Below are 22,402 nucleotides of genomic sequence, written 5' to 3'. Positions count from 1 at the left end.
TCTTCAGCGTCGTCCGTACGTGCGAAAGCTGTCGTGGTGATGGCGGTTCCTTCTTCTCGCACCGCCGAATCGGCGGCACGACCGACGGTATCTTCCTAGTATCAACTATTGTCTTTATTATCAACATGTTGGACGACAACACCAAGCCGGTTCCGCCGTCAGCGACAGGCGAGCACGCCGGCGCGACCAACGGACGTTTGCAGGAAGAACACAAGGATATGGCAGTATCGAAAGCACATCATGGCGCCGAAGAGCGTGACGCTAAACAGAAGAACGGCACACGCTCCGCGCAGAAACAGCGCACAGGCGACGAGCAGTATTTCACGGCGAACCCCCAATCGGCCGACGTCAGGCGCGAACGCAAGGTGACCTTGCGCGGCTACGATGCCACGGTCCAGACATCCAACGGCGTGTTCTCAGGCAATCGTGTCGATCTGGGTACGTCCGTGCTGCTGCGCCATGCGCCCATGCCGCCGCAGCAAGGCACCGGGCTCGATCTGGGGTGCGGCTGGGGGCCAATCGCACTCGCTTTGGGCTTCGAATCCCCCGACCTTGACATCTGGGCGATCGACATCAACGAACGCGCAGTCGATCTGACCGCGGAAAACGCGAAATCCAACGGTTTGGAGCATGTGCACGCCGTCACGTCCGATGCTGTGCCCGCCGACCTGACCTTCGACGTGATCTGGTCCAACCCGCCGATCCGCATCGGCAAAGACGCGTTGCACGAGCTGCTCATGGCGTGGCTGCCGCGGCTCAACCCAGGCGGCGCCGCGTATCTGGTGGTGCAGAAGAACCTCGGCTCCGATTCACTCATCCCCTGGCTCGCCCAAGCGCTCGGCGACGGCTATTCGGTCAGCAAATACGCCAGTTCCAAAGGGTATCGCGTCATCGAGGTGCTGCGTCAGGCATGAAGTTCACGTATCCAAAGGAACTGCCGATTTCCGCGGCGCATGACGAAATCATCGACGCGGTGAAACGCTCGCAGGTCGTCATCGTCTCCGGCCAAACCGGATCGGGCAAAACCACGCAGATCCCGAAAATGCTGCTGGAAATGGGCCGTGGCACGCATGGCCACCAGATTGTGCACACGCAGCCGCGCCGGCTTGCCGCGCGAACGGTCGCCGAACGCATCGCCTTGGAAATGGGAACGAAACTCGGCGATGAAATCGGCTACCAGGTGCGGTTCACCGACGAAAGCTCCCCTAATACCAGACTGCGCGTGGTCACCGACGGCATCTTGCTCGCGCAGATTCAGCGCGACCCGCAGCTGAGCCGCTACGACACCATCGTGATTGACGAGGCGCACGAACGCAGCCTCAACATCGACTTCCTGCTCGGCTATCTGACCGCGCTTCTGCCCAAACGCCGTGATTTGAAGCTCGTGATCACTTCGGCGACCATCGATTCGGAGAAGTTCCGCGACCATTTCGAGCACGCGTTGCACACCAAGGTGCCGGTCATCGAAGTTTCCGGGCGCACCTATCCTGTGCAGATCGTCTACGAGCCCTTGGGATCACTGCCGGCTCTCATGAATCACGTGCCCGGCTTCCCCAATCCGCGCAATCCCGCAATCGGCGGGGACGACGGGCGCGGCGACAACAATGGCAACAGTGACGACGACCAGACCGATGTGCCGACCGCCGTGGCGCGCGCCTGCGCCGAACTGGTCATCCGTTCCAGCCATGAGCACGGGCCTCGGGACATCCTCGTCTTCGCGTCCGGCGAGCGCGATATCCATGATTTCGAAAACGCCCTGCATCATCATTTCGGTCCGCGCACCGCGGATATGCGCCGCCCCGACGCGATCGAGATCATGCCGCTGTTCGCCAGGTTGTCCGCCAAGGAACAGCACAAGGTGTTCGAACCGCACACCCACCAACGCATTGTCATCGCTACGAATGTGGCGGAAACATCGCTGACCGTGCCGGGAATCCGCTATGTCGTTGACCCAGGTACCGCGCGTATCTCACGGTATTCGAAAACGGCGAAAGTGCAGCGTCTGCCGATTGAACCGATTTCGCAGGCGAGCGCCGACCAGCGTTCCGGCCGATGCGGGCGTGTAGCCGACGGCATCGCGATTCGCCTGTATTCGAACGAGGATTACCAGACGCGGCCACGCTTCACGGAGCCTGAAATCCTGCGCACGTCGCTGGGCGCGGTGGTGCTGCACATGCTGTCGGTCGGCGTGGCGCACACGGTCGATGACATCACGCATTTCGGCTTCATCGACCCACCGGATGTGCGTTCCGTGTCCGACGGGTTCAACGAGCTGACCGAGCTCAAGGCCGTCAGCCATAAACACGGCGAAGTCAAACTGACCCGCATCGGCCGACAATTGTCTCATATCCCAATCGACATCAGGCTCGGGCGCATGGTCATCGAAGCGGCCACCCGCACCACGCCGAACACGCTTGCCGCTGTGCTGGTCGTCGTCGCGTTCCTCAGCTTGCAAGACCCAAGGGAGCGCCCCGAAGATAAACGCGAGGAAGCTGACCGGATCCACAATCGGTATGCTGACCCGACCAGTGATTTCCTCACCGCGCTCAATATTTGGGACCGCGTGTTCCAAGTGGACGGCGAGCCAGGCAACAATGCGTTGCGTCGCATCTGCAAAGCCGAGTATTTCAGCTTCCTGCGCATGCGGCAGTGGAAAGACCTGGTCGCGCAACTGTCCCAGATGTGCCGCGAACTGAAATTCCGCGTGGGCGAGCCACAGCCGATCTCCCGGCCGGGGCTTGACATCCGCAATCTGCCGATGAATCAGCAGGCCGCGCACTCCATGTGCTGCACGTGGGACGCGCAAGGCATTCACCAATCAATGCTCGCCGGGTTGCTGTCCATGATGGGCATGCAGGTGGTGCGCGAGCCGAAAGCCTCGGATTTCACCGGTCTCAAGGGGGCGGCCAAAGCTCGAGCGATGAAACGCGCGCAGAAAACCGCGAAAAACGACTATCAGGGCGCTCGCGGCACACGTTTCGCGCTGTTCCCCGCGTCCGCGGTCGCAAAAACCACTCCCCCGTGGGTGATGAGCACGGAACTGGTGGAAACCTCCCGCTTGTGGGCGCGGTATTCCGCCGCAATCGACCCGGCATGGGCGGAACCTCTGGCCGGCTCACTCATCCGCGTCACCTACGCCGAGCCGCATTGGTCCGGCTCGCGCGGGTCGGCGGTAGCACAATCGAAAGTCCTGCTATATGGGCTGCCGATTGTGCAGGATCGTCCGGTGCAATGGGGGCGCATCAACCCGCCCGAAGCACGTGATTTCCTGCTGAGGCAAGGCTTGGTCGAAGGGGATATCCAACAGCGCTTCCCATATGACGGCTTCATCGAACGCAACCGGGACATCCTTGAGGATGCAGCACAGGATGCCGACCGCACCCGGCAGGTCGCCGACACGGTCAGCGATGAGGATCTGTTCGACTTCTACAATGCCGTCGTCCCAGCGGATATCACGAGTGTCGCTGATCTGGCGAAATGGTGGAAGGGCGAGCGCGACAAGCAGCCGCACCTGCTGGATTTCGACCCGGAGAACGTCGAGCGGCTTCAGCAATCCGGCAGCGTGAGTATGGACGACTACCCGGAATACTGGCATACGCTCGGCACTGATGGCACGCCGATCGACCTGCGGCTGAGCTACAAGTACGAGCCGGGCGCCCCGGACGACGGTGTGACCGTGCACATCCCCATCAAGGAACTGTCACGGTTGACGCCTGAGCAGTTCACATGGAACGTGCCCGGTCTGCTTGACGAACTGCTGCTCGGCATGATCAAATCCCTGCCGAAGGCGCTGCGCGTCCAATTCGTGCCCGCCCCCGACACCGCGCGGGCAATCCGCGAGGCGATTGACGAACGATACCCGGATTTGCCCGGATCCGGGGAGATGGGGCATCCGAACCTGCCTGATGACGATACGCAAGAAAGCGCGCGGGAAGGTTCGCCAGTCGGCTCGCAGGCGGCCGGTGCCGGCACGTGGCCGGATATCATCCACGCGTTCACCGCGGCCGCGATTTCGACAGTCGGCGCGCAGATTCACCCGGAGGTCTATACCGACGAGCAAATCAGCAAACTCGCCCCCTACCTGAGGATGACCTTCAGCATCGAACAGCCACTACCGCAAGCCAAATCCCAACATCGGCACGGCAATGGGCATAGGCATGGCGGACTGCAGGCCGTCAAAGTACTCGGTACCGGCAAATCCCTGGTCGGGCTGCAACGGCAATTCGCGCAGCTCGCCGCCGCATCCGCGCGCAAAGTCGTGCAGCGACAGGCGAAAGCCGCCGAAGCACAAGGAAAAATCGTCCAACAGGCGAATCTGCTGCACAAGGCGGGGGCAACCACCAAACCGCGCGCCGACATTCTGTGGGCAGGCGCACTGGACTCCCTACGCCTGCCGTCGGAACGTATTTCCTCACGGTGGCTGGGCGCCGAAGCGCTCATGCTGGCGAGCGCGCCATACCGTTCCACCGCCGATCTGGTCGAGGATTTGCAGCTCGCCGCTGTCAAGCGCCTGCTGCCGCGTGTGGACAAGCTGCCGGACGATGAGGCGCTCGCCCAAGCGGTCAGCGGGGTGTCGGAAGTGTTCGAGGATACCGTGTATGCGGTCGCACATGATGTGATTGCGATTCTCAAGCGGTACGCCGAAGTGGACAAGGCGGTGTCCGGCAAGGCCGACCTGCCGATGCTCTCGGTGCTGCAATCGGTGCGTGAGCATATCGCCACGCTCGTGTTCCCCGGGTTCATCGGGGCAGCTCCCCCGGATGCGTTGCCGAACATCGAACGGTATCTGCACGCTGATCTGATGCGGTTGGCCAAGGCGAGGACTGATAAGAACCGGGACGTGCGCTGGGCGTGGCAAGCCGATGAAGCGCGCGGACTCGTGGACAAGGCGATGGAACGCGCAAAAGCCGAGCCGGCCGGACCACGTCACGAGCAACTGCTGGGCAAGGCGACCCAAGCCCGGTGGATGCTCGAGGAGTTCTACGTGTCCCTGTGGGCGCAGGAGCTGGGCACGGCGAAACCGGTGAGCATCCAGCGAATCCGCAAGGTGCTCGCGTAGGCAGGTTGCGGGTGCTTAGTTGTGGCACTTACCAGTACGCTGCAGGAGTGTTCTGCAAGTTGTCGCGCGCTGTGTGCCCGGACATACGCAACACGCGCCATCGCCAATCGTTGTCTTCGTATGCGGCGGCATCCGGCATATCCCGTATGCCGCCGCATACATAGGTTGTATATGCGGGTCAACGATTGGCATCGTTCAGCCGTCAATCTCTCCGATTCGACATGTTACGTATGGCACGACATACGCGGTTTGTCAGCGCGACGCGTCCCACGCCGGACATCACTTCATCCGGCAACGTACGTATGCCACGACATACACGACGCGCAACATCATCCCCCAAGCGACTACCATCCACCGCCAACCTGCACATTCCGCATGCGATGACATACGCACGACGACAACCCGCCGCCTCCCACACCTGGGCATCGCGGCATCCGTCAACATACGCATGCCACGACACACACGGTTTGTCGGTTCGCCAACTCACGGGTCCAGGCATCGCTGCGTCCGGCAAGTTCTGTATTTCGTCACATGCATCATCTGAACAATCGCCGACGTTGAGCAGAATGTGCTGTCCGTACCGATGGATTGCGCATGTCTCGGTATACGTATACCGCACAATCAAGCGGCAGCTGCGGGGCATCGCGGATGGGCAGCACGATGACCCGAATCGGTTACGCGCTGTTAACTGCTGATCAGTTCATCATCCCCGCAACAATCACAACTCGAGAAGCTGAATCGCCGATTCTAGCCGCCCCAGCCGGCGTTGTGTGAGCCAATCCTCACACAACACCTGACAGACCCAATCAGCCAGCCAATTCCAACCGTCCAAACCGCCACCGTGCGAGTCAATCCTCACACAGAACCGGCCAGACACCCACAGACCACCGACGCAACCCACTCCAACCGTCACTCTGCGAGCACATCCTCACATGATGCCGGGTAGAGAGTCACAAACCGGCTGCTCTCGACTCCCGGGAGCTGTTGTGCGAGCCAATCCTCACACAACGCCATATGACCAGCCCGGCGACCTTGCCGCCGAAGCCACCCTGCTACGAGCGCGGATTGCCAAACCAGCCGGTGTAGATGATCGAGAAGTTGCGGTTGCCGTACGCCGAGCAGGAGTCGCCCTCCCCCGCTCCGGCTGCAAGCGCCGCCGTGTTCGGCTGATAAGGCGTGTAGATGTACAGCAACGCAGTCGCCTTGTTCTCGATGTACACCTGGCTGCCCCCACAACTGGCGTTCGGATTGTATTGGATGTAGTTCATGCTGCCGGCATGGTATCCGTACGTATCCTCATGCTGCAGATAGTACTTGTAGCGTTTCGCCGCCCCATACACTTGCCGGAAGAACCCAGCGTACTGCGGGTCGCAGCTCGCGTCGTCCGGGCAGCTCAAGCCCATCGCGGCTTTGAACTGGAAGGCGGTCGTACTGGTCGCGGTAACCAGATGCTGCTCCTTCTGCAGCACGGTGAGCAGCACTTTCGGACTGACTCCGCAGGCTTTCGCCGATTTGCTGATGATCGCGGCGGCGGTTTCGCCTTGCGCCCCTCGGTACGCCTCGCATTCGCTGCCGGCGGGCTCGTTCTCGCTATCAAATGTCATGACGCGCAGACATTGGCTTCCCGTGCATGATGCGCCTTCCTTATCGAGAAACGCTTGGATTTCCGCTTGGCTCATGGCATTGCCGTTGAAGAACTGTCCATCGGAGATGATGTTGCCGGGGTTGAATCCGTACTTTTCCGCGGTTTGATTCTGCCGGTATTGGACGATGGCGATTTCCGTCCGCCATTGCACGACGCGAATCAGCCCCATGACCAGTGCCATCGCGCAGATAATCGCTACCATGGTTTCCAGCACAATCAGACACCGTTTGCCGGGATTCGCTTTCTTCCACGCCTTGCGATACCGGGTTTGCAATTGCCGTATTGTTTTCGAGAACGATGAGGCTTTCCGACCACCGCCGCGCGGGGACGAGGCACGCGACGACGACCCCGTTGACGATGACCCACGCGAGGACGAAGCGCGTGACGACGCCCCCCGCGCAGACTTGGCACGCCCCGCGGATTGTGCGCTGGAGCCGGCACGCCGTCCGGAACCACCGGTACTCCGTCCACAGTCGCGTCCTGCGGATGATTTCACCGCATGTCCCGATTTCGGCTTGCTCGAAGATGTCGAGGCTTCCGTCTTCGTCTCCGTGTTCGTCGTGCTACCCAATGTCGTCGATGCTCCCGGCTTTATCGTTTCTGCTGCTGTTGATTCCATCGCATCCGTCGTATCCGCAGGTTCTGCCATCATATCCATGTCCTCCGATGACGCGGGGCGCGATGCCTAACTTCCAGCCCTCGCCGCATGTTGCTCAAAATCGGCTCTTCCGCATGATTGCGAACGTCGCCATCCCCGGTACCAGGGTCGTTGCGCCCTTATCATGCCAGCCCGTTCAAGGTCATCGCTGTCATCACTGTCATTGTAAGGCGTGACCGACCTGATGCCTTTGATCGCTCGGCGCGTTCTGCGTGTCTTGTGGTGTCAGCGTGCCCTGTGGTGCCTGCGTGTCTTGTGGAATTCCTGTCGTCGTGCTTTGCGTGTGTGTTTCGGCCATGCGCCGCGTTCCTCCTGTACGACCCGTCCGGCCGCCCATCCCAGTGAACCACCGGGTGTGCCCGAACACCGACCCTCTGGCCCGTCAACTATTCGACGTCACCCGTCCACCGCTTTCTTACGCCTCTCTCCCACAAACCGTCTACGCAAAACCGCCCACCAGCGTAACCAGTTTGTACGGGGAATTGTACGGGACGCACGGCGCACCACAACACACATTACGAACGCCATATAGATACGCCAAAGCCCCGCTGCGATTGACGCAAGCGGGGCTGGTGGTACTGCATACGCTGCCCGAAACACCGATTAGGCAGCGCAGACAGCCGGGGTTACAGGCGCTGCAAATACTTGCCAAGCTCGTACGGCGTCACCTGACGGCGGTACTCCTCCCATTCCTGATGCTTGTTGCGCAGGAAGTATTCGAAGGCGTGCTCACCCAAGACACCGGCCACAAAATCGGACTTCTCCATAATCTTCAGCGCCTCGTCGAGCGATTCCGGCAACGGCTGGATGCCCATCGCCTTGCGCTCGGCATCGGTAAGCTCCCACACGTCGTCGCTGGTCGGCTCGCCCAAGGTCATCTGCTGTTCGATGCCGTCAAGACCGGCCGCGAGCAACACGGAGAACGCGAGATACGGGTTGACCGCCGGGTCGAGCGCGCGGAACTCCATACGCGCGGAATTGCCCTTGCCTGGCTTGTACTGTGGGATGCGCAGCAGCGCGGACCTGTTGTTGTGACCCCAGCAGATGTAGCTCGGCGCTTCCGCCCCACCCCACAGACGCTTGTACGAGTTGACGTACTGGTCGGTGACCGCGCAAATCTCCGCCGCATGGTACAGGATGCCAGCGGCGAACTGGCGCGCGATAAGCGACATGTTGAACTCTTGGCCTGCCTCGTAGAAGGCGTTGGAATCGCCTTCGAACAGGCTCAGATGCGTGTGCATACCGGAGCCCGGTTGGTCGGCGAGCGGTTTGGGCATAAAGCTCGCGTGAATGCCACGTTCGAGGGAAATCTCTTTGACCACGGTGCGGAAGGTCATGATGTTGTCCGCGGTGGTCAACGCGTCGGCATACCGCAAGTCGATCTCATTCTGGCCTGGACCGGCCTCATGATGCGAGTATTCAACAGAAATGCCCATCTGCTCGAGCATGTTGACGGTCGCGCGGCGGAAATCCATCCCCGGGCTGCGCGGCACGTGGTCGAAGTACCCGCCTTCGTCGATGGGTGTGGGGGCCTTGGACCAATCCTCCTGGTTTTCGAACAGGTAGAACTCGATTTCCGGGTGCACGTAGAAGGTGAAGCCCTTCTCTTTGGCTTTGGCGAGCGCCTGCTTGAGCACGTGCCGCGGATCGCCGAGCGACGGTTCGCCGTCCGGGGTGAGGATGTCGCAGAACATGCGTGCGGTGCCTTGCGGACCACCACGCCACGGCAGAATCTGGAAGGTGGACGGGTCAGGCTTGACGATCATGTCGTCCTCGGAAACACGCGTCATGCCTTCGATCGACGAACCGTCGAAACCAAGCCCTTCCTCGAACGCCGCTTCGAGTTCGGCGGGGGCGATGGCCACTGATTTCAGTGTTCCCAATACATCCGTGAACCAAAGTCGGATGAAGCGCACGTCTCGTTCTTCAACCGTGCGCAGGGCGAACTCTTGCTGTTTATCCATAGTTCTCATCGTCCCATCGAAATATTACGGACATGCTACACGGTTGCGATATTCCCGTGACTATGCCGCGTTTTGCGTTGCGTTTCGTGTGTTGACCAGCTGATTTCGCAGATCATCATTGACCTTGGCGGATTCCTGTTGCTAGGTGCGCTGCCGTGTCGGCCGGCGGTCGAGGCTGATTATTCGGCTGCCCCGACCGCCGACTACCCTCAACGCGCCACTTCGAGCGCTTCCTCGAGGGTGAACGCACGCGCGTATAGCGATTTGCCGAGAATCGCCGCATCCACGCCGAGCGGTGCGAGCTCCTTGATGGCGCGCAGGTCGTCAAGGCTGCTGATGCCGCCGGATGCGGTGACATGCGCGTCGGTGCGCTCGGCGACCTCACGAAGCAGGGTCAGGTTTGGCCCGCTCATCATGCCGTCGCGTGCCACGTCGGTGACGACGTAACGCGAGCAGCCGACGGAGTCGAGGAACTTCATGGTTTCGAACAGGTCACCGCCCTCTTTGACCCAGCCGCGTGCGGCAAGCGTATGCCCTCGCACGTCGAGGCCGACGGCAACCCGATCGCCGTACTTCTTGATGACCGAAGCGGTCCAATCGGGGTTCTCGAGCGCTGCGGTGCCGATGTTCACGCGCGCGGCACCGGCGTCAAGCGCTGCTTTCAAGCTGTCGTCGTCACGTACACCGCCGCTCATCTCGATATTGACTTTCTCGCCCAGCTCCTTGACGATCGCGCTGAGCTGGTCACGGTTGTTCCCGGTGCCGAATGCGGCATCAAGGTCAACGAGGTGAATCCACTGCGCTCCGGATTCCACCCAGGTACGGGCGGCTTCGAGCGGACTGCCGTAATCGGTTTCCGAGCCGGATTCACCTTGGCGCAGACGGACCGCCTTGCCGTCGCGCACGTCTACTGCCGGGAGAAGAGTGAGTGCCATATTGCCCTCGATTCTGCGGGTGTCCCGCTGTCAGTGCCGGAATACCGGCTGTTTCGGATGATGTTTCGTATGCTTTGCTGAATGCTGCATCCGGGTGTGTTCCTCTGGCAGTCGCCAATGCGGCGGCCTGTGTCGCGGCAATGGCCTGCGATAGCTTGCGATGGTCTGTCACAGTGTGAATCGCCACTGCTTAGACTGCCACTGCCGGACTGCCACTGCTCGAATCTCTTAGAAGGTCGAAACCCAGTTGCGCAACAGTTGTGCGCCTGCTTCGGCGGATTTCTCCGGGTGGAACTGGGTGGCGAACAGCGGTCCGCGCTCATAGGCCGCCACGAACCGGCTGCGTCCATACGTGCACCACGTCACCTTCTGCTCTTCGCCGCCGAAATCGATGTCTTCGGTGCCGTTTTCCACCGGCTGAGCGTCCATCGCCGCGTAGGAATGCACGAAGTAGAACCGCTCCCCAGTCAGTCCGCGCAACAGCACGGAGCCTTGCGGTGCCTCGACGGTGTCCCATCCCATGTGGGGGACCACATCGGCGTCCAACAGGTCCACATCCCCGTGAATCAACCCCAAGCCGTCCGCCGGCTTGCCCAGCTCGTTGCCATGGTCGAACATGATCTGTTCGCCGACGCACACGCCGAGCACCGGACGTCCAGCGCGCAAACGATCGTAGACGACGCGGTCACCGCCGACCTTGCGCAGACTATCCACGCAGGCACCGAACGCCCCGACGCCGGGCACGACAAGACCGTCGGCCTCAATAGCCTGACGATGGTCCGACGTGAGGGTCACATCAAGGCCGAGATTGGCGAGCGCGCGCACCATGGAGCGCACATTGCCGAAACCGTAGTCAAAGACCACTACCGATGTCATCGTTGTCCTTCCTTTCGTCGGGGGCCTGCATGTGTGCGGGCTCCCGTCCGGTGTTCGTGGACGTTCTCACGGTACTCCGGGATTGTTACCGTGTTCTCGTCTCGCGGTACGCCTTGGATGCGGCGTTACGAGATGGAGGAATTTCCGCGCCCGAATCTGGTATGCTTCGCGAGCACCGCCAAAGCCCCATCATGGTCGAGATCGGCGGAATCGAAGCTTTTGCGGTCGGAGAGGATATCCTCAAGCGGGGTTATGCCGAGCATCAGATCCTCAACGAACGGAGCCGCGGAGGCGAATAGAATCGGCGGCGCGAACTGCTCCCCCGCCTGACCTTGCAGGAACAGCGTGGCTTCGAGCTTGTCCGCGCGGTTGACCGTGAGAATTGCAGGCATGCCGGACACCACGGTTGTCAAATCCTTGGCTGCTGCTTCCGGACTGTCACCGTCAAGGTTGCGCAGGACGGCGACGGCGCCTTGCGGGTCGTCGATGCAGACAGCGCTGATATCGCTGAGCTGGCAGAATGCGGCAAGCAGTTCGGCCGAGGTCAGACGGGTAATGATAGCCGCCGCCTTGGCCTTGTTGCCGAGCAACCCCTGCAACTCGTCGTCGAAGCTCGCTTCGATGGATTGCTGGGTTTCCGGCTGATCCGTGGATTCTCCGGTGCTGTCGCCGGCAAACAACGTGTCGTCCTGGCCGAAGCCGGAATCCGGACCTTGAGAACCCTGGTTCGGGGAAGCCTGCGACTGGTCAAATTCTCGCTCGAAATCCGCCATCGCGGCGTCAAGATCTGCATCGTTGAAATGCAGACCGTCCTCGTTGCCAGAGTTGTCGGAGTTCCCGGAATCACCGAAATTCCCGGATTCGCCGGCACCGCCGGACAGACCGGAATCGTCGCGATCGCCGGGGGTCGTCGTATCGTCGGCCATCACAGGGCTCCCTTGGTGCTGGGGATGCCGTCTACGCGCGGATCGGGCTCGATGGCGAACCGCAGCGCGCGGGCAACCGCCTTGAATTCGGCTTCCGCGATATGATGCGGGTCGCGGCCGGCGAGCAGTTGCAGGTGCAAGCAGATGCCGGCGTGCAATGCGATGGATTCCATGACGTGGCGAACGAGCGAGCCGGTGAAATGCCCGCCGATCATGCAGTATTCGAAGCCTTCCGGCTCTCCGGAGCACACCACGTACGGGCGACCGGAGATGTCGATGACTGCCTTGGCGAGCGCCTCGTCCAGCGGAACAGTGGCATCGGCGAACCTGCGGATGCCGCGCTTGTCACCGAGCGCCTGACGCAGGGCCTCGCCGAAGACGATCGCAGTGTCTTCGACCGTGTGATGCACGTCGATGTCGGTGTCGCCGCTCGCCTTGATGTTCAGGTCGATAAGCGAATGTTTGCCGAGCGCGGTCATCATATGGTTGTAGAAGGGCACCGACGTGTCAATCTGGGTTTTGCCCGTGCCGTCAAGGTTCAGCGACAGATCGATGGTCGACTCGCTGGTCTTGCGCACGATGTGGGCTGTACGTGCCATGTTTCCTCCTCAGTTCCGGCCTGCGGCGACAGACCGGATGTGCGGCTTTCCGTCATGCTCGTTGGCTTGTTGACTTGTTGACTCGCGGGCTCGCTGGCTCGCGTGCTTGATTACGAAAACCGCACCGATGGGCTTGTTGTCTTCGCGATGTTCGCGCTATTGGGCTTCCACGATGCGCAGCACTTCGGCGAGCGCTTCACGGAAGCGGGCCATCTCGTCATCGGTGCCCATGCACACGCGCAACCAGCCGTCCGGGCCAACCACGCGGATGAGGATACCGCGGTCAAGCAGCTCCTGGAAGATCCGCTCGCGGTTGTCGAAATGCCCGCCGAACAGCAGGAAGTTCGATTCGGAATCTGCGACTTCAAGCGGGACACCCTTATAGGTCTGGCGTTTGAGCCATGCCGCGGTCTGGTCGCGTACTTCACGCAAGTGGGCTACACGGCTGAGCTGCTCGTCGGTGTGTTCGAACGCGGCGAGGGCCACGGCCTGAGTCACGGCGGACAGGTGGTAGGGCATACGCACGATGCGCACGCTGTCGATAATGCCCTTCGAAGCGGCAAGGTAACCGACGCGCGCGCCCGCATAGGCGAAAGCCTTGCTCATAGTGCGGCTGACCGCGAGGTTCTCATGCTTGTTGATGAGCGTGACCGCGCTCGGTGTGCCCGAGTTGCGGAACTCCACGTAAGCCTCGTCAATCACGAGAATCGGGTGGACTCCAGGCGCCGCGCCGGCGACATCCGCCTGTTCGCAGGCCGCAAGTAGGCGTTCGGTGTCTTCGAGCGGCAGCGGCGTGCCGGTCGGGTTGTTCGGGCTGGTGAGCAACACCATGGACGGCTTGATGTCGTTGATCGCCTCGATGGTGCGGTCCACGTCCAGCGTGAAGTCGGCGTTGCGGTGGACGACCTTCCACCCGGTGAACGTGTCGCGCGCGTACTCGGGGTACATCGAATACGTGGGGTCGCAGCTCAGCGCGGTGCGGCCGGGGCCACCGAAGGCCTGGAACAGCTGGAGCATGATTTCGTTCGAGCCGTTCGCGCCCCACAGCTGGCTGATATCGAGACGCGCGCCGGATTCCTTGGCGAGGTAGTCGCTGAAGGCCTGACGCAGCTTGATATGCTCGCGATCCGGGTAGCGGTTGAGCGTGGGGGCGATTTCGCGGACACGTTCGACGATGGTGTCGATGACGTCCGGATTCGGCGGGTACGGATTCTCATTGACGTTGAGGCACACCGGCACGTCGAGTTGCGGGGCGCCGTACGGCTCCTCGCCGATCAGGTCGTTGCGCAGCGGGAGGCTGGAGGGGATGGTGTTCTCGCTCATCGCAGTCCTGCCTGCTCTTCCTGCTGCTTGATGGTCGCCTTGTCGTACGGGTCGGCGATGAAGCGGCTCAGCACGCTCTCACCGTGTGCAGGCAGGTCCTCAGAAACGGCGAATGTGTTGATGCGGGCGGCGAGCGCCTTCAGGCCTTCCTCGTCGTATTCGATGACTTCGACCGGCTTCATGAAGGTGTGCACGCCAAGGCCCGAGGCGAAGCGCGCAGTGCCGGAAGTCGGCAGCACGTGGTTCGAGCCGGACATGTAGTCGCCCAGCGGGACCGGAGAATACGGGCCGCGGAAAATCGCGCCCGCATTCTTGATGCGCGGTACGACCGCATTCGGGTCGGCAGTCTGGATTTCCAGGTGTTCTGCGGCATACGCATTGGCGGCGTCGATGGACTGGTCGAGATTGTCGGTCAGGATGATGCCGGACTGGCGGCCGGTCAGGGAGGTGGCGACTCGCTCGGCGTGCTCGGTACGCGGAACGCGCTGGTCCAGGCTGGCCTGCACCTGCTTGGCGAAGTCCTCGGAATCGGTGATCAGGACGGAACCGGCGAGCTCGTCATGCTCGGCCTGACCGATCAAATCGGCGGCGACCCAGCTGGGGTTCGCGTCTTTGTCTGCGATGATGGCGATTTCCGTAGGTCCAGCCACTGCGTCGATACCGACGATGCCGGAGACCATGCTCTTGGCGGTGGCGACGAAGATGTTGCCCGGGCCGGTGATCTTGTCGACCGGTTCACACAGAATCTCGCCGTCCTGCGGCTCGGAGCCCTTGGCACCGTAGGCGAACATGGCGATTGCCTGAGCACCGCCGACCGCGTAGACCTCGTCGACACCGAGGATGGCGCAGGTGGCGAGAATCGTCTTGTCAGGCAGACCGTCGGCGGTCGCCTTGCTCGGCGGGGTGGCGATGGCAAGTGATTCGACACCGGCCGTCTGGGCGGGCACCACGTTCATGATGACCGAGCTCGGGTACACGGCCTTGCCGCCGGGCACGTACAGGCCGACACGCTGGATGGGGATCCAACGCTCCGCAACACGGGCGCCGGGTGCCAGATCAGTGTGGAAGTCTTGCGGCACTTGGGATGCGGACACCGCACGGCTGCGACGAACAGACTCTTCGATGGCGGCACGCACTTCGGGATCAAGCTCGTCAAGCGCCTGCTTCATAGCCTCGGCCGGCACACGCAGATGCTCGGGACGCACGTGGTCGAACTTCTCCTCGAAATCACGAAGGGCCGCAGCGCCGCGGTCACGGACATCATCGAGGATCGGGCGCACCAGATCGGTGGCTTCCTTCGTGCCCATCTCGGCACGTGGCATCGCCGCCAGCATCTCGGCACGGGTGAGGCGCTTTCCGCGCAGGTCAATGATTCGCATGGTATTGTCGCTCATACCCTCACATGGTAGCAACGGGCGAAAACCTTGCACAGAAAAATCCCGGGGTGCTGTCACATGCTGAGATGACGGCCTGTGCGACAGGGCGTGACGGGACGCGTCTACGGCCAACCCTCCCCCGCCGCCAACCCCATCCCGCAGCCGTGCAACACCTAAGTCGCACCGCGCGCCAATACGCCAGCAACCACCCGGCCATCAAACCGGTCGCCGCCCCTCAGGCGGCTGGCAGACAGCTCGGTCCGAAGAGAATCTTGATCTCCGCGAACAGCGATGTGTCGCGCTTGACCCGGAACCGGTCACCAAAGGTCAGCACTTGCGCGTCGCCCTTCTCCCCCATAATCGCCAGCTTCACCGGGCAATACCCCGGGTGGTTCATGAGCACATGTCCCAGCTGCATCACATGGTCCCGATCAAGCGCGACCGGCGGCAGCGTTATCACCACAGGCCGCGAATCGTCGGCTTCCAGCGACGGCACCTGCATTTCAGTGGCGCGCAGGCTCACAGTCTCGTCGCGCACCTCTACCTGTCCGCGTACCTGCACAACCTCGTCGATCGCCAGTTGCGCGGCGGCGGCTTCATACACCTTGCCGAAGAACATGCACTGGATGGAGCTTTCCATGTCCTCCACCGTCACGATGGCCCACGGATTGCCCTTCTTGGACACGCGCCGGTCCACATTCGTGACCAGCCCGGCAATGGTGACCTGCTGGCTGTCGCCCATGGTCTTCGCCCGGTCAATCAGATGCGCAATCGACATCTCCCTAAGGTTCGCCAGAATCGCGGTCATGCCGCTCAACGGATGGTCGGACACGTATAGGCCGAGCATCTCGCGTTCAAAATTGAGTTTGGTCTTCTTGTCCCACTCCTCGATGTCCGGCACCACGACCGAAGCGTCGCCCATCATGTCCGCGCCGCCGTCATCGTCATCGGCGAACAGGTCGAATTGCCCTTCCGCCTGCTTGCGTTTGAGCCCGATCACCGAGTCGATGGCCGTTTCATGGATCTCATACAATGCCCGGCGATTCGGGTCGATTGAATCGAACGCGCCCGCCTTGATCAGCGATTCCACCAGGCGCCGGTTCAACGCGGTGACTGGCACGCGGCGGATGAAGTCCATGAAATTCACGTACTTGCCGCGAGCGGTTTCACGTTCGGCGATGATATCCTCAACCGCCTTGTCGCCCACGTTGCGGATGGCGCCCAGGCCGAAACGCACGACATCGCCGACTGCCGAATACTCGAGCCGCGACTCGTTGACATCCGGCGGCAACACCTTGATGCCCATGCGCCGGGCCTCGCCGAGGTACAGCGCGGTCTTGTCCTTATTCGTGCGTTCGTTCTGCAGCAGCGCCGCCATGAATTCGACCGGATAATGCGTCTTGAGATACGCCGTCCAGTACGAAATCAAGCCGTATGCCGCGGAATGCGCCTTGTTGAACGCGTACCCGGAGAACGGGACCAGGATATCCCACACCGCCTGCGCGGCTTCCATCGAATACCCGTGTTCTTTCATGCCCTGGAAGAACGGGACTTTCTCTTTGGCCAACACTTCGGGCTTCTTCTTGCCCATCGCTCGACGCAGCACGTCTGCCTTGCCCAGCGAATAGCCTGCGAGGATTCGTGCGGCCGACTGCACCTGCTCCTGGTACACGATCAGGCCGTAAGTCTCGCCGAGCACTTCTTTGAGCGGCTCGGCCACCTCCGGATGGATCGGTGTAATCTTCTGCAAGCCGTTCTTACGTTTCGCATAGTTGTTATGCGAATCCATATCCATCGGGCCCGGCCGGTACAACGCAATCAATGCGGAAATATCGTTGAAGTTATCGGGCTTCAGAGTCTTGAGCAGCGATCGCATGCCGTCGGAATCAAGCTGGAACACGCCCAGGGTGTCGCCCCGCGCGAGCAGCTCGTAGGTTGGCTTGTCGTCAAGCGGAATCTTCGTGTAGTCAATCGGCTCTTTGCCGTTGTTGCGGATGTTCGTCAGCGTATCGCGAATAACCGTCAAGTTGGACAGCCCGAGGAAATCCATCTTCACCAGGCCGAGTGTTTCGCACGTATGGTATTCGAAGGTCGTGGTGATGGTGCCGTCGGTGCGTTCCAACAACGGCGAGGTATTGGTGATTGCCTCGGAACCCATGATTGTCGCGCAGGCGTGCACACCGGTCTGGCGGATCAATCCTTCAATGCCCTTGGCTTCCTCGGTGATGCGCTTGGCGTCCGGATCGGCGTCATACAGTTCGCGGAATTCGCGAGCCTCGGCATATCGCTTCGACGTGGGGTCGAAGATGTCGTGCAGGCTCGCGTCCTTGCCGTTCTTGCTCGGCGGCAGGGCTTTGGTTATGCGCTCGCCCACGGAGAACTCATAGCCCATGATGCGTGCGGAATCCTTGAGCGCCTGCTTGGTTTTGATGGTGCCGTAGATCACGCATTGGGCGACTTTGTCGTGCCCGTACTTGTTGGCCACGTAGTCGAGGACTTTCATACGCCCGTCCGGGTCGAAGTCCACGTCGATATCCGGCAGGGAGACGCGTTCAGGGTTGAGGAAGCGTTCGAAAATCAGGCCGTGCTTGAGCGGGTCGAGTTCGGTGATGCCCATCGCGTAGGCGACCATGGAGCCTGCTGCGGAGCCACGTCCGGGGCCGACCATCACGCCGTGCGATTTCGCCCAGTTGATGTAGTCTGCAACGACGAGGAAGTAGCCGCAGAACTGCATCTGGCAGATGACGCCACATTCGTAATCGGCCTGTTTGAGCACTTCGATTGGCGGATTGCCGTTGTACCGGCGTTTGAGGCCCTCGTCGACATGCTTGAGGAACAGTGAGGTCTCGTCCCAGCCTTCGGGGCAGTCGAAGCGCGGCATGAACGCGCCGTCCTCGTGGTCGTCGAAAATCACGTTGCACCGGTCGGCGATGGCGAGCGTGTTGTCGCAAGCTTCAGGCAGTTCTTTGAACAGGTCGCGCATCTCCTGCGCGGATTTGATGTAGTAGCCGGAACCGTCGAATTTGAACCGGTCGGGGTCGTCGAGCCGGGAACCCGAGTTGATGCACAGCATCGCGTCCTGCGCATCGCGGTCCTCCTCATGCACGTAGTGGGAGTCGTTGGTGGCGAGCAGCGGGGCGTTCAGCTTCTTGGCGATGGTCAGCAGGTCTTTGGTGACGCGCCGCTCGATTTCCAGCCCGTGGTCCATGAGTTCGATGTAGAAGTTGTCTTTGCCGAAGATGTCCTGCATTTCGCCGGCGGCACGCAAGGCCTCGTCGAATTGGCCGAGTCGCAGGCGCGTCTGGATGATGCCTGACGGGCATCCGGACGAGCAGATGACGCCCTTGTGGTAACGCTGGAGTACCTCCTTGTCCATACGCGGGTAGCGCATGACGCGACCCTCGAGATTGGCGACGGACGAGGCTTTGATGAGGTTCACGAGGCCTTCGTCGTTCTCCGCCCACAGGGTGAGGTGGGTGATCAGACCGCCGCCGGAGACGTCGTCAGGATTGCGTTCGTGATGCGGCTGCGGCACCCAGTTGGTGTCCCAAGAGACGCGGGTTTTGTCTTGGCGCGCGGTTTCCGGCGTCACATACGCTTCGATGCCGATGATCGGCTTGATGCCTTGGTCTACGGCGTTACGCCAGAGCTCGTAGGCACCGTGCATATTGCCGTGGTCGGTGATGCCGACGGCCGGCATGCCGAGTTCCTTGACGCGCTTGACCAGATCCGGGATTTTCGAGGCACCATCAAGCAGCGAGTAATGCGTATGGTTGTGCAGCTGGACGAAGTTTCCGGAATCTGTCATGCCGTCCACTCTAACCAAGCGAGTTGACCGGCGGCGTGGCGTGCTTGGCTTCCAGCGAATCCAACGCGTGTTGCAAATCCGCGGGGTACCGCGACTTGACGGTCGTCCACACATGGGTGCGCGGGTGGCGGAATTCCAATTGCATGGCGTGCAGCCACTGGCGTTCAAGCCCCAGTTCCTTCGCCATCACCGGGTTCGCTCCGTACATCGGATCGCCCACCAAAGGGTGACCTATGGACGAGAAGTGGACGCGGATCTGGTGGGTTCGACCGGTCTCGAGATTGACTTTGACCAGCGTGGCTTCCCCGAAGCGCTCCAGCACGTCCCAGTGGGTGATCGCCTCTTTGCCGGTCGGCGTGACCGTGAAGCGGAAATCGGAGACTTTCGCCCGCCCGATTGGCGCTTCGATGGTCGCCTTGTCTTCCTTGAGATTGCCTTGGACGAGCGCATGATAGGTTTTCACGACTTCATGTTCGGCGAATTGCCGGCGCATCTCTTTGTAGGCGAGATCTGATTTGCATACGAGCATGAGCCCGCTAGTGCCGACATCGAGTCTGCTGACAATGCCTTGCCGGCCTGCCGCCCCAAGCGAGGTGATATGCACGCCACGCTGCAACAGACTGCCGAGGACGGTGGGGCCGGTCCAGCCGACGGAGGCATGGGCGGCGACACCGACCGGCTTGTCCACCACGATCACGTCGTCATCTTCGTAGACGACCGCCATGTCCTCGGCGAGAGGTTCAGGCTCTTTACGCTCCTCGACTATATCGAATTCGACGATATCGCCTTCCATGAGGGTGCTTGATTTGGCCATCTCACGGTTCAAACCGCGCACTTGGTTGGTCTCGATGAGTTCGGCGGATTTGGCGCGCGATATGCCGAGCATCTTGGACACGGCGACATCAAAGCGTTTGCCGATCAGGGCGTCGGGCGCTGGTGCAAGACGGCTCATTTGGCCCCACTCCCCCGGCCGTTCACCTCGCTATCCTCTTCGGGCCGATCGGCCTTGCCGGCATCCGTGTCGCTGCCGCTGGTACTCGCGATAACACATCCAGGCCGTTCCTCGGACGGCTCCGCTGGCATCTCGGCCGGTTCGTCACTGGTTGCCGACAAATAAGCTTCCGCAGGAATCGGCTTGCGGCCGTCTAGACCGCTGCGGAATGCGACGCCGCGCAACACGAGCGCACACACACCGATTCCGGCGATGGTCAGGAAGATGTCCGCAACATTGCCGACCGACCATCCGTAATCAATGAAGTCAACGACGCGACCGTCAAGCACATGCTCGGCGTACACGATACGGTCGATAAGATTGCCTGCAGCCCCGCCGAACGCGGTGCCCAGCAGGACCGCCCACTCGTGTGAATCGGTTTGTGCTGAAGCATACGCCAGCAACACGCACGCCACGAAGGCGAGAATGGAAATGACCCATGTGTGTCCTGAAGCGAATCCGAGCGAGGCCCCGGGATTGCGCACGAGAACAAAAGACAGCAGATGAGGGATGACCTCGATGATATTGCCGCCAGACAGTGCCTGTTTCGCCCACGCCTTTGTCCCTTGGTCGAGGACGAGCACAATCACTGCCGCAACAGCAAAGACGGCCACGTACTTGCTACGCGACCGTCTTGTTATCTGAGGTGGATTCATGGATTCCAAACCTGAAAACCGTTACCTGGTCAGACCGCGATCAGTGACGACGCGGGCTGGACTGGGACTGGTCCACTTTGCTGTAGTTGTTGGAATCGGACACCTGATTCATCAGCTGGCCAAGGAAATCAGTAAGGCGAGTGCGATACTCGGTCTCGAACTGCTTGAGCCCTTGGATGTTGCCTTCGATGACCTTGACCTGGTTCTCGAGCTCGCTGCGAACCTGCTTGGCGTAGTTGTCCGCGCCGGAACGGGTCTTGTTGTCGTAGTCGGCAGCACGACGCTGGACTTCAGCCTCGTAGTTGTCGGCTTCCTCGCGCTTGTTCTTCGCGTACAGGTCGGCATCCTGACGGGTCTTGACGGAGTAACCGTCGGCATCGGCATGAACCTGCTTGTTGTACGCGTCAGCATCGGCACGGGTGGACTTGTTGTAGTCGTCTGCCTCGCTGCGGGTGCGGCTCGAGTAATCGTTGGCCTTAGTGACCAGCTCTTCGTACTTGGCTTGGCTTGCCTCGGTGATTTCCTTGGCCTTGGCCTTGCCCTTGTCAACGTACTGGTCATGCAGCTGCATAGCCAGGGTGAGCATTGCGGTGGCACGCTCCGGCTCGCTGGAAGCGTTCTGCGCAGCGCCTGCGATCTTCTGGAGGCTGCCGGTTTCGGTGCTCGGCTCGACCTTCTCGATTTGCGCACGAAGCTTGTTCTCACGCTCACGGGATTCCTCGAGCTGACGCTGGAGTTCCTTGACCTGCGTGCCGGTCTGCTGCTGGACGGCAAGCTGCTGACGTGCAGTGGCAAGTTCGCGGCTGAGGTTCTCCGTGTTGGCACGGAACTGGTCGCGTTCGCGGGTGACGGCATTCAGCTGCTCGGCGACGTCCTTGTTGCCGGCTTCCTTTGCCGCCTGCGCGGTGAGCTGATCGATCTGCGCGCTGAGACGATCGACTTGGCTCTTGAGCTGGTCATTCTGGTTCTTGAGCTGTTCGCTCTGGGCCTTGGCCTGCTCAATCTGCTGGTTGAGCCCGTTGGCCTGCTCGGTGAGCTGGTCGTTCTCATGCTTGAGCTTCTGGGCAAGAACGGTGGCTTGCTCGCTCTGACGCTTGAATTGATCATTCTGCACAGCGAGTGCGCGGTTGTTCTCTTCAGCCTTGTGCAGCTGTTCGGTCGCGGTCTTCGCGGCCTGATCCGCAGCAGAGGCATTGCCCGCCGTAGCCGCAACAGCCTTGAGATCGGTGTTTTCCTTCTTCAGGGATTCAATCTGGTTATTCAGCTCGGAAATCTTGGCGTTGAGATTCGCCACATCCTGGCCGAGAGGCTGCGTGGCCGGGCCGTTCTGCATCGCCTGCTTGCCGAGAGCTTCGACCGTCTCGGTTACCTGGTCAAGGAAGTCATCGACTTCGTCGACGTCATAGCCTTCCTTGAAGCGTACCGTTTGGAAGGTATGCTCCCTAATATCCTTTGGCGTCAAAAGAGCCATAAATCTCCACCTCGCTTTGAGTAATGCCTCGCTGTGACGGTATCTATACCGATGCTAGCACGACCCATATGAATTCCTGACCGATTTCGCGCTCTTTTTTCGTGTCGCGGTCATG

14 protein-coding genes and 1 pseudogene are annotated in these 22,402 nt (G+C 61.1%); 3 read left to right on the top strand and 12 right to left on the bottom strand.

What is annotated here, in order from left to right:
- Positions 1-218: 218 nt before the first annotated feature.
- Both CQR48_RS02945 and CQR48_RS02940 read left to right on the top strand, forming a co-directional pair.
- Positions 219-914, top strand: a complete 696-nt coding sequence (locus tag CQR48_RS02945) for a class I SAM-dependent methyltransferase (RefSeq protein ID WP_101452184.1) — start codon at positions 219-221, stop codon at positions 912-914.
- A complete protein-coding gene (locus tag CQR48_RS02940) occupies positions 911-5,059 on the top strand; it encodes a DUF3418 domain-containing protein (protein WP_101451961.1) in 4,149 nt (1,382 codons plus the stop codon). Before CQR48_RS02945 ends, CQR48_RS02940 begins: the two co-directional genes overlap by 4 nt.
- Positions 5,060-6,111: 1,052 nt before the next feature.
- Here the strand turns inward: CQR48_RS02940 and CQR48_RS02935 are convergent.
- Positions 6,112-6,978 (bottom strand): hemagglutinin, encoded by an 867-nt coding sequence (locus CQR48_RS02935; protein ID WP_240932225.1) that lies wholly within the window; start codon positions 6,976-6,978, stop codon positions 6,112-6,114.
- A 241-nt stretch (positions 6,979-7,219) separates the two neighbouring features.
- Between CQR48_RS02935 and CQR48_RS09105 the strand changes: the two genes are divergently transcribed.
- Positions 7,220-7,393, top strand: coding sequence for a hypothetical protein (locus tag CQR48_RS09105; protein WP_180335105.1), 174 nt, complete (start codon positions 7,220-7,222; stop codon positions 7,391-7,393).
- Positions 7,394-7,988: 595 nt separating this feature from the next.
- Here CQR48_RS09105 and glnA read toward each other — a convergent pair.
- The 11 genes and pseudogenes from glnA to CQR48_RS02875 all read right to left on the bottom strand — a co-directional run bounded on the left by glnA (position 7,989) and on the right by CQR48_RS02875 (position 22,287).
- Complete coding sequence (gene glnA / locus CQR48_RS02925) at positions 7,989-9,326, bottom strand: type I glutamate--ammonia ligase (RefSeq protein WP_015450119.1); 1,338 nt, start codon at positions 9,324-9,326, stop codon at positions 7,989-7,991.
- A gap of 209 nt (positions 9,327-9,535) precedes the next feature.
- Positions 9,536-10,261: a bifunctional 1-(5-phosphoribosyl)-5-((5-phosphoribosylamino)methylideneamino)imidazole-4-carboxamide isomerase/phosphoribosylanthranilate isomerase PriA gene (priA, locus tag CQR48_RS02920; protein WP_015450118.1), complete on the bottom strand. Its 726-nt coding sequence runs from the start codon at positions 10,259-10,261 to the stop codon at positions 9,536-9,538.
- Positions 10,262-10,489: 228 nt separating this feature from the next.
- Positions 10,490-11,137, bottom strand: coding sequence for an imidazole glycerol phosphate synthase subunit HisH (gene hisH, locus CQR48_RS02915; RefSeq protein ID WP_015450117.1), 648 nt, complete (start codon positions 11,135-11,137; stop codon positions 10,490-10,492).
- A 125-nt stretch (positions 11,138-11,262) separates the two neighbouring features.
- The gene (locus CQR48_RS02910) at positions 11,263-12,063 is read right to left on the bottom strand and encodes a hypothetical protein (RefSeq protein WP_015450116.1); all 801 of its coding nucleotides are present in this window, start codon (positions 12,061-12,063) and stop codon (positions 11,263-11,265) included.
- Positions 12,063-12,662 carry an imidazoleglycerol-phosphate dehydratase HisB gene (hisB, locus tag CQR48_RS02905; protein WP_015450115.1) on the bottom strand — a complete coding sequence of 200 codons (600 nt, stop codon included), beginning with the start codon at positions 12,660-12,662 and terminating at the stop codon, positions 12,063-12,065. The genes CQR48_RS02910 and hisB overlap by 1 nt, the downstream gene beginning before the upstream one ends.
- A gap of 156 nt (positions 12,663-12,818) precedes the next feature.
- Positions 12,819-13,985 carry a histidinol-phosphate transaminase gene (locus CQR48_RS02900; RefSeq protein ID WP_101451958.1) on the bottom strand — a complete coding sequence of 389 codons (1,167 nt, stop codon included), beginning with the start codon at positions 13,983-13,985 and terminating at the stop codon, positions 12,819-12,821.
- Entirely contained in the window at positions 13,982-15,379 is a 1,398-nt protein-coding gene (hisD, locus tag CQR48_RS02895) for a histidinol dehydrogenase (protein WP_044092311.1), read from the bottom strand. Before hisD ends, CQR48_RS02900 begins: the two co-directional genes overlap by 4 nt.
- A 217-nt stretch (positions 15,380-15,596) precedes the next feature.
- Positions 15,597-19,169 carry a DNA polymerase III subunit alpha gene (dnaE, locus tag CQR48_RS02890; RefSeq protein WP_033492249.1) on the bottom strand — a complete coding sequence of 1,191 codons (3,573 nt, stop codon included), beginning with the start codon at positions 19,167-19,169 and terminating at the stop codon, positions 15,597-15,599.
- A 10-nt stretch (positions 19,170-19,179) separates the two neighbouring features.
- A complete protein-coding gene (locus CQR48_RS02885; RefSeq protein ID WP_015450111.1) occupies positions 19,180-20,121 on the bottom strand; it encodes an RluA family pseudouridine synthase in 942 nt (313 codons plus the stop codon).
- A 206-nt stretch (positions 20,122-20,327) separates the two neighbouring features.
- Positions 20,328-20,816 (bottom strand): annotated as a pseudogene (locus tag CQR48_RS02880) (signal peptidase II); the annotation flags it as partial.
- Between the two features lie 40 nt (positions 20,817-20,856).
- Entirely contained in the window at positions 20,857-22,287 is a 1,431-nt protein-coding gene (locus CQR48_RS02875) for a DivIVA domain-containing protein (protein ID WP_033492152.1), read from the bottom strand.
- Between the last annotated feature and the right edge of the window lie 115 nt (positions 22,288-22,402).

The sequence above is a fragment of the Bifidobacterium thermophilum genome, assembly GCF_002846655.1.
Taxonomy (GTDB): Bacteria; Actinomycetota; Actinomycetes; order Actinomycetales; family Bifidobacteriaceae; genus Bifidobacterium; species Bifidobacterium thermophilum.
The sequence above is the reverse complement of the archived record's forward strand: the minus strand, read 5'-3'. Positions and strand labels throughout refer to the sequence as shown.

Excerpts from the sequence above, each read along its gene's own strand:
- glnA (WP_015450119.1), bottom strand. The coding sequence starts at position 9,326 with ATGGATAAACAGCAAGAGTTCGCCCTGCGCACGGTTGAAGAACGAGAC.
- CQR48_RS02900 (WP_101451958.1), bottom strand. The coding sequence starts at position 13,985 with ATGAGCGAGAACACCATCCCCTCCAGCCTCCCGCTGCGCAACGACCTG.
- dnaE (WP_033492249.1), bottom strand. The coding sequence starts at position 19,169 with ATGACAGATTCCGGAAACTTCGTCCAGCTGCACAACCATACGCATTAC.
- CQR48_RS02875 (WP_033492152.1), bottom strand. The coding sequence starts at position 22,287 with ATGGCTCTTTTGACGCCAAAGGATATTAGGGAGCATACCTTCCAAACG.
- hisB (WP_015450115.1), bottom strand. The coding sequence starts at position 12,662 with ATGGCACGTACAGCCCACATCGTGCGCAAGACCAGCGAGTCGACCATC.
- hisD (WP_044092311.1), bottom strand. The coding sequence starts at position 15,379 with ATGAGCGACAATACCATGCGAATCATTGACCTGCGCGGAAAGCGCCTC.
- CQR48_RS02910 (WP_015450116.1), bottom strand. The coding sequence starts at position 12,063 with ATGGCCGACGATACGACGACCCCCGGCGATCGCGACGATTCCGGTCTG.
- hisH (WP_015450117.1), bottom strand. The coding sequence starts at position 11,137 with ATGACATCGGTAGTGGTCTTTGACTACGGTTTCGGCAATGTGCGCTCC.
- CQR48_RS02940 (WP_101451961.1), top strand. The coding sequence starts at position 911 with ATGAAGTTCACGTATCCAAAGGAACTGCCGATTTCCGCGGCGCATGAC.
- priA (WP_015450118.1), bottom strand. The coding sequence starts at position 10,261 with ATGGCACTCACTCTTCTCCCGGCAGTAGACGTGCGCGACGGCAAGGCG.
- CQR48_RS02945 (WP_101452184.1), top strand. The coding sequence starts at position 219 with ATGGCAGTATCGAAAGCACATCATGGCGCCGAAGAGCGTGACGCTAAA.
- CQR48_RS02885 (WP_015450111.1), bottom strand. The coding sequence starts at position 20,121 with ATGAGCCGTCTTGCACCAGCGCCCGACGCCCTGATCGGCAAACGCTTT.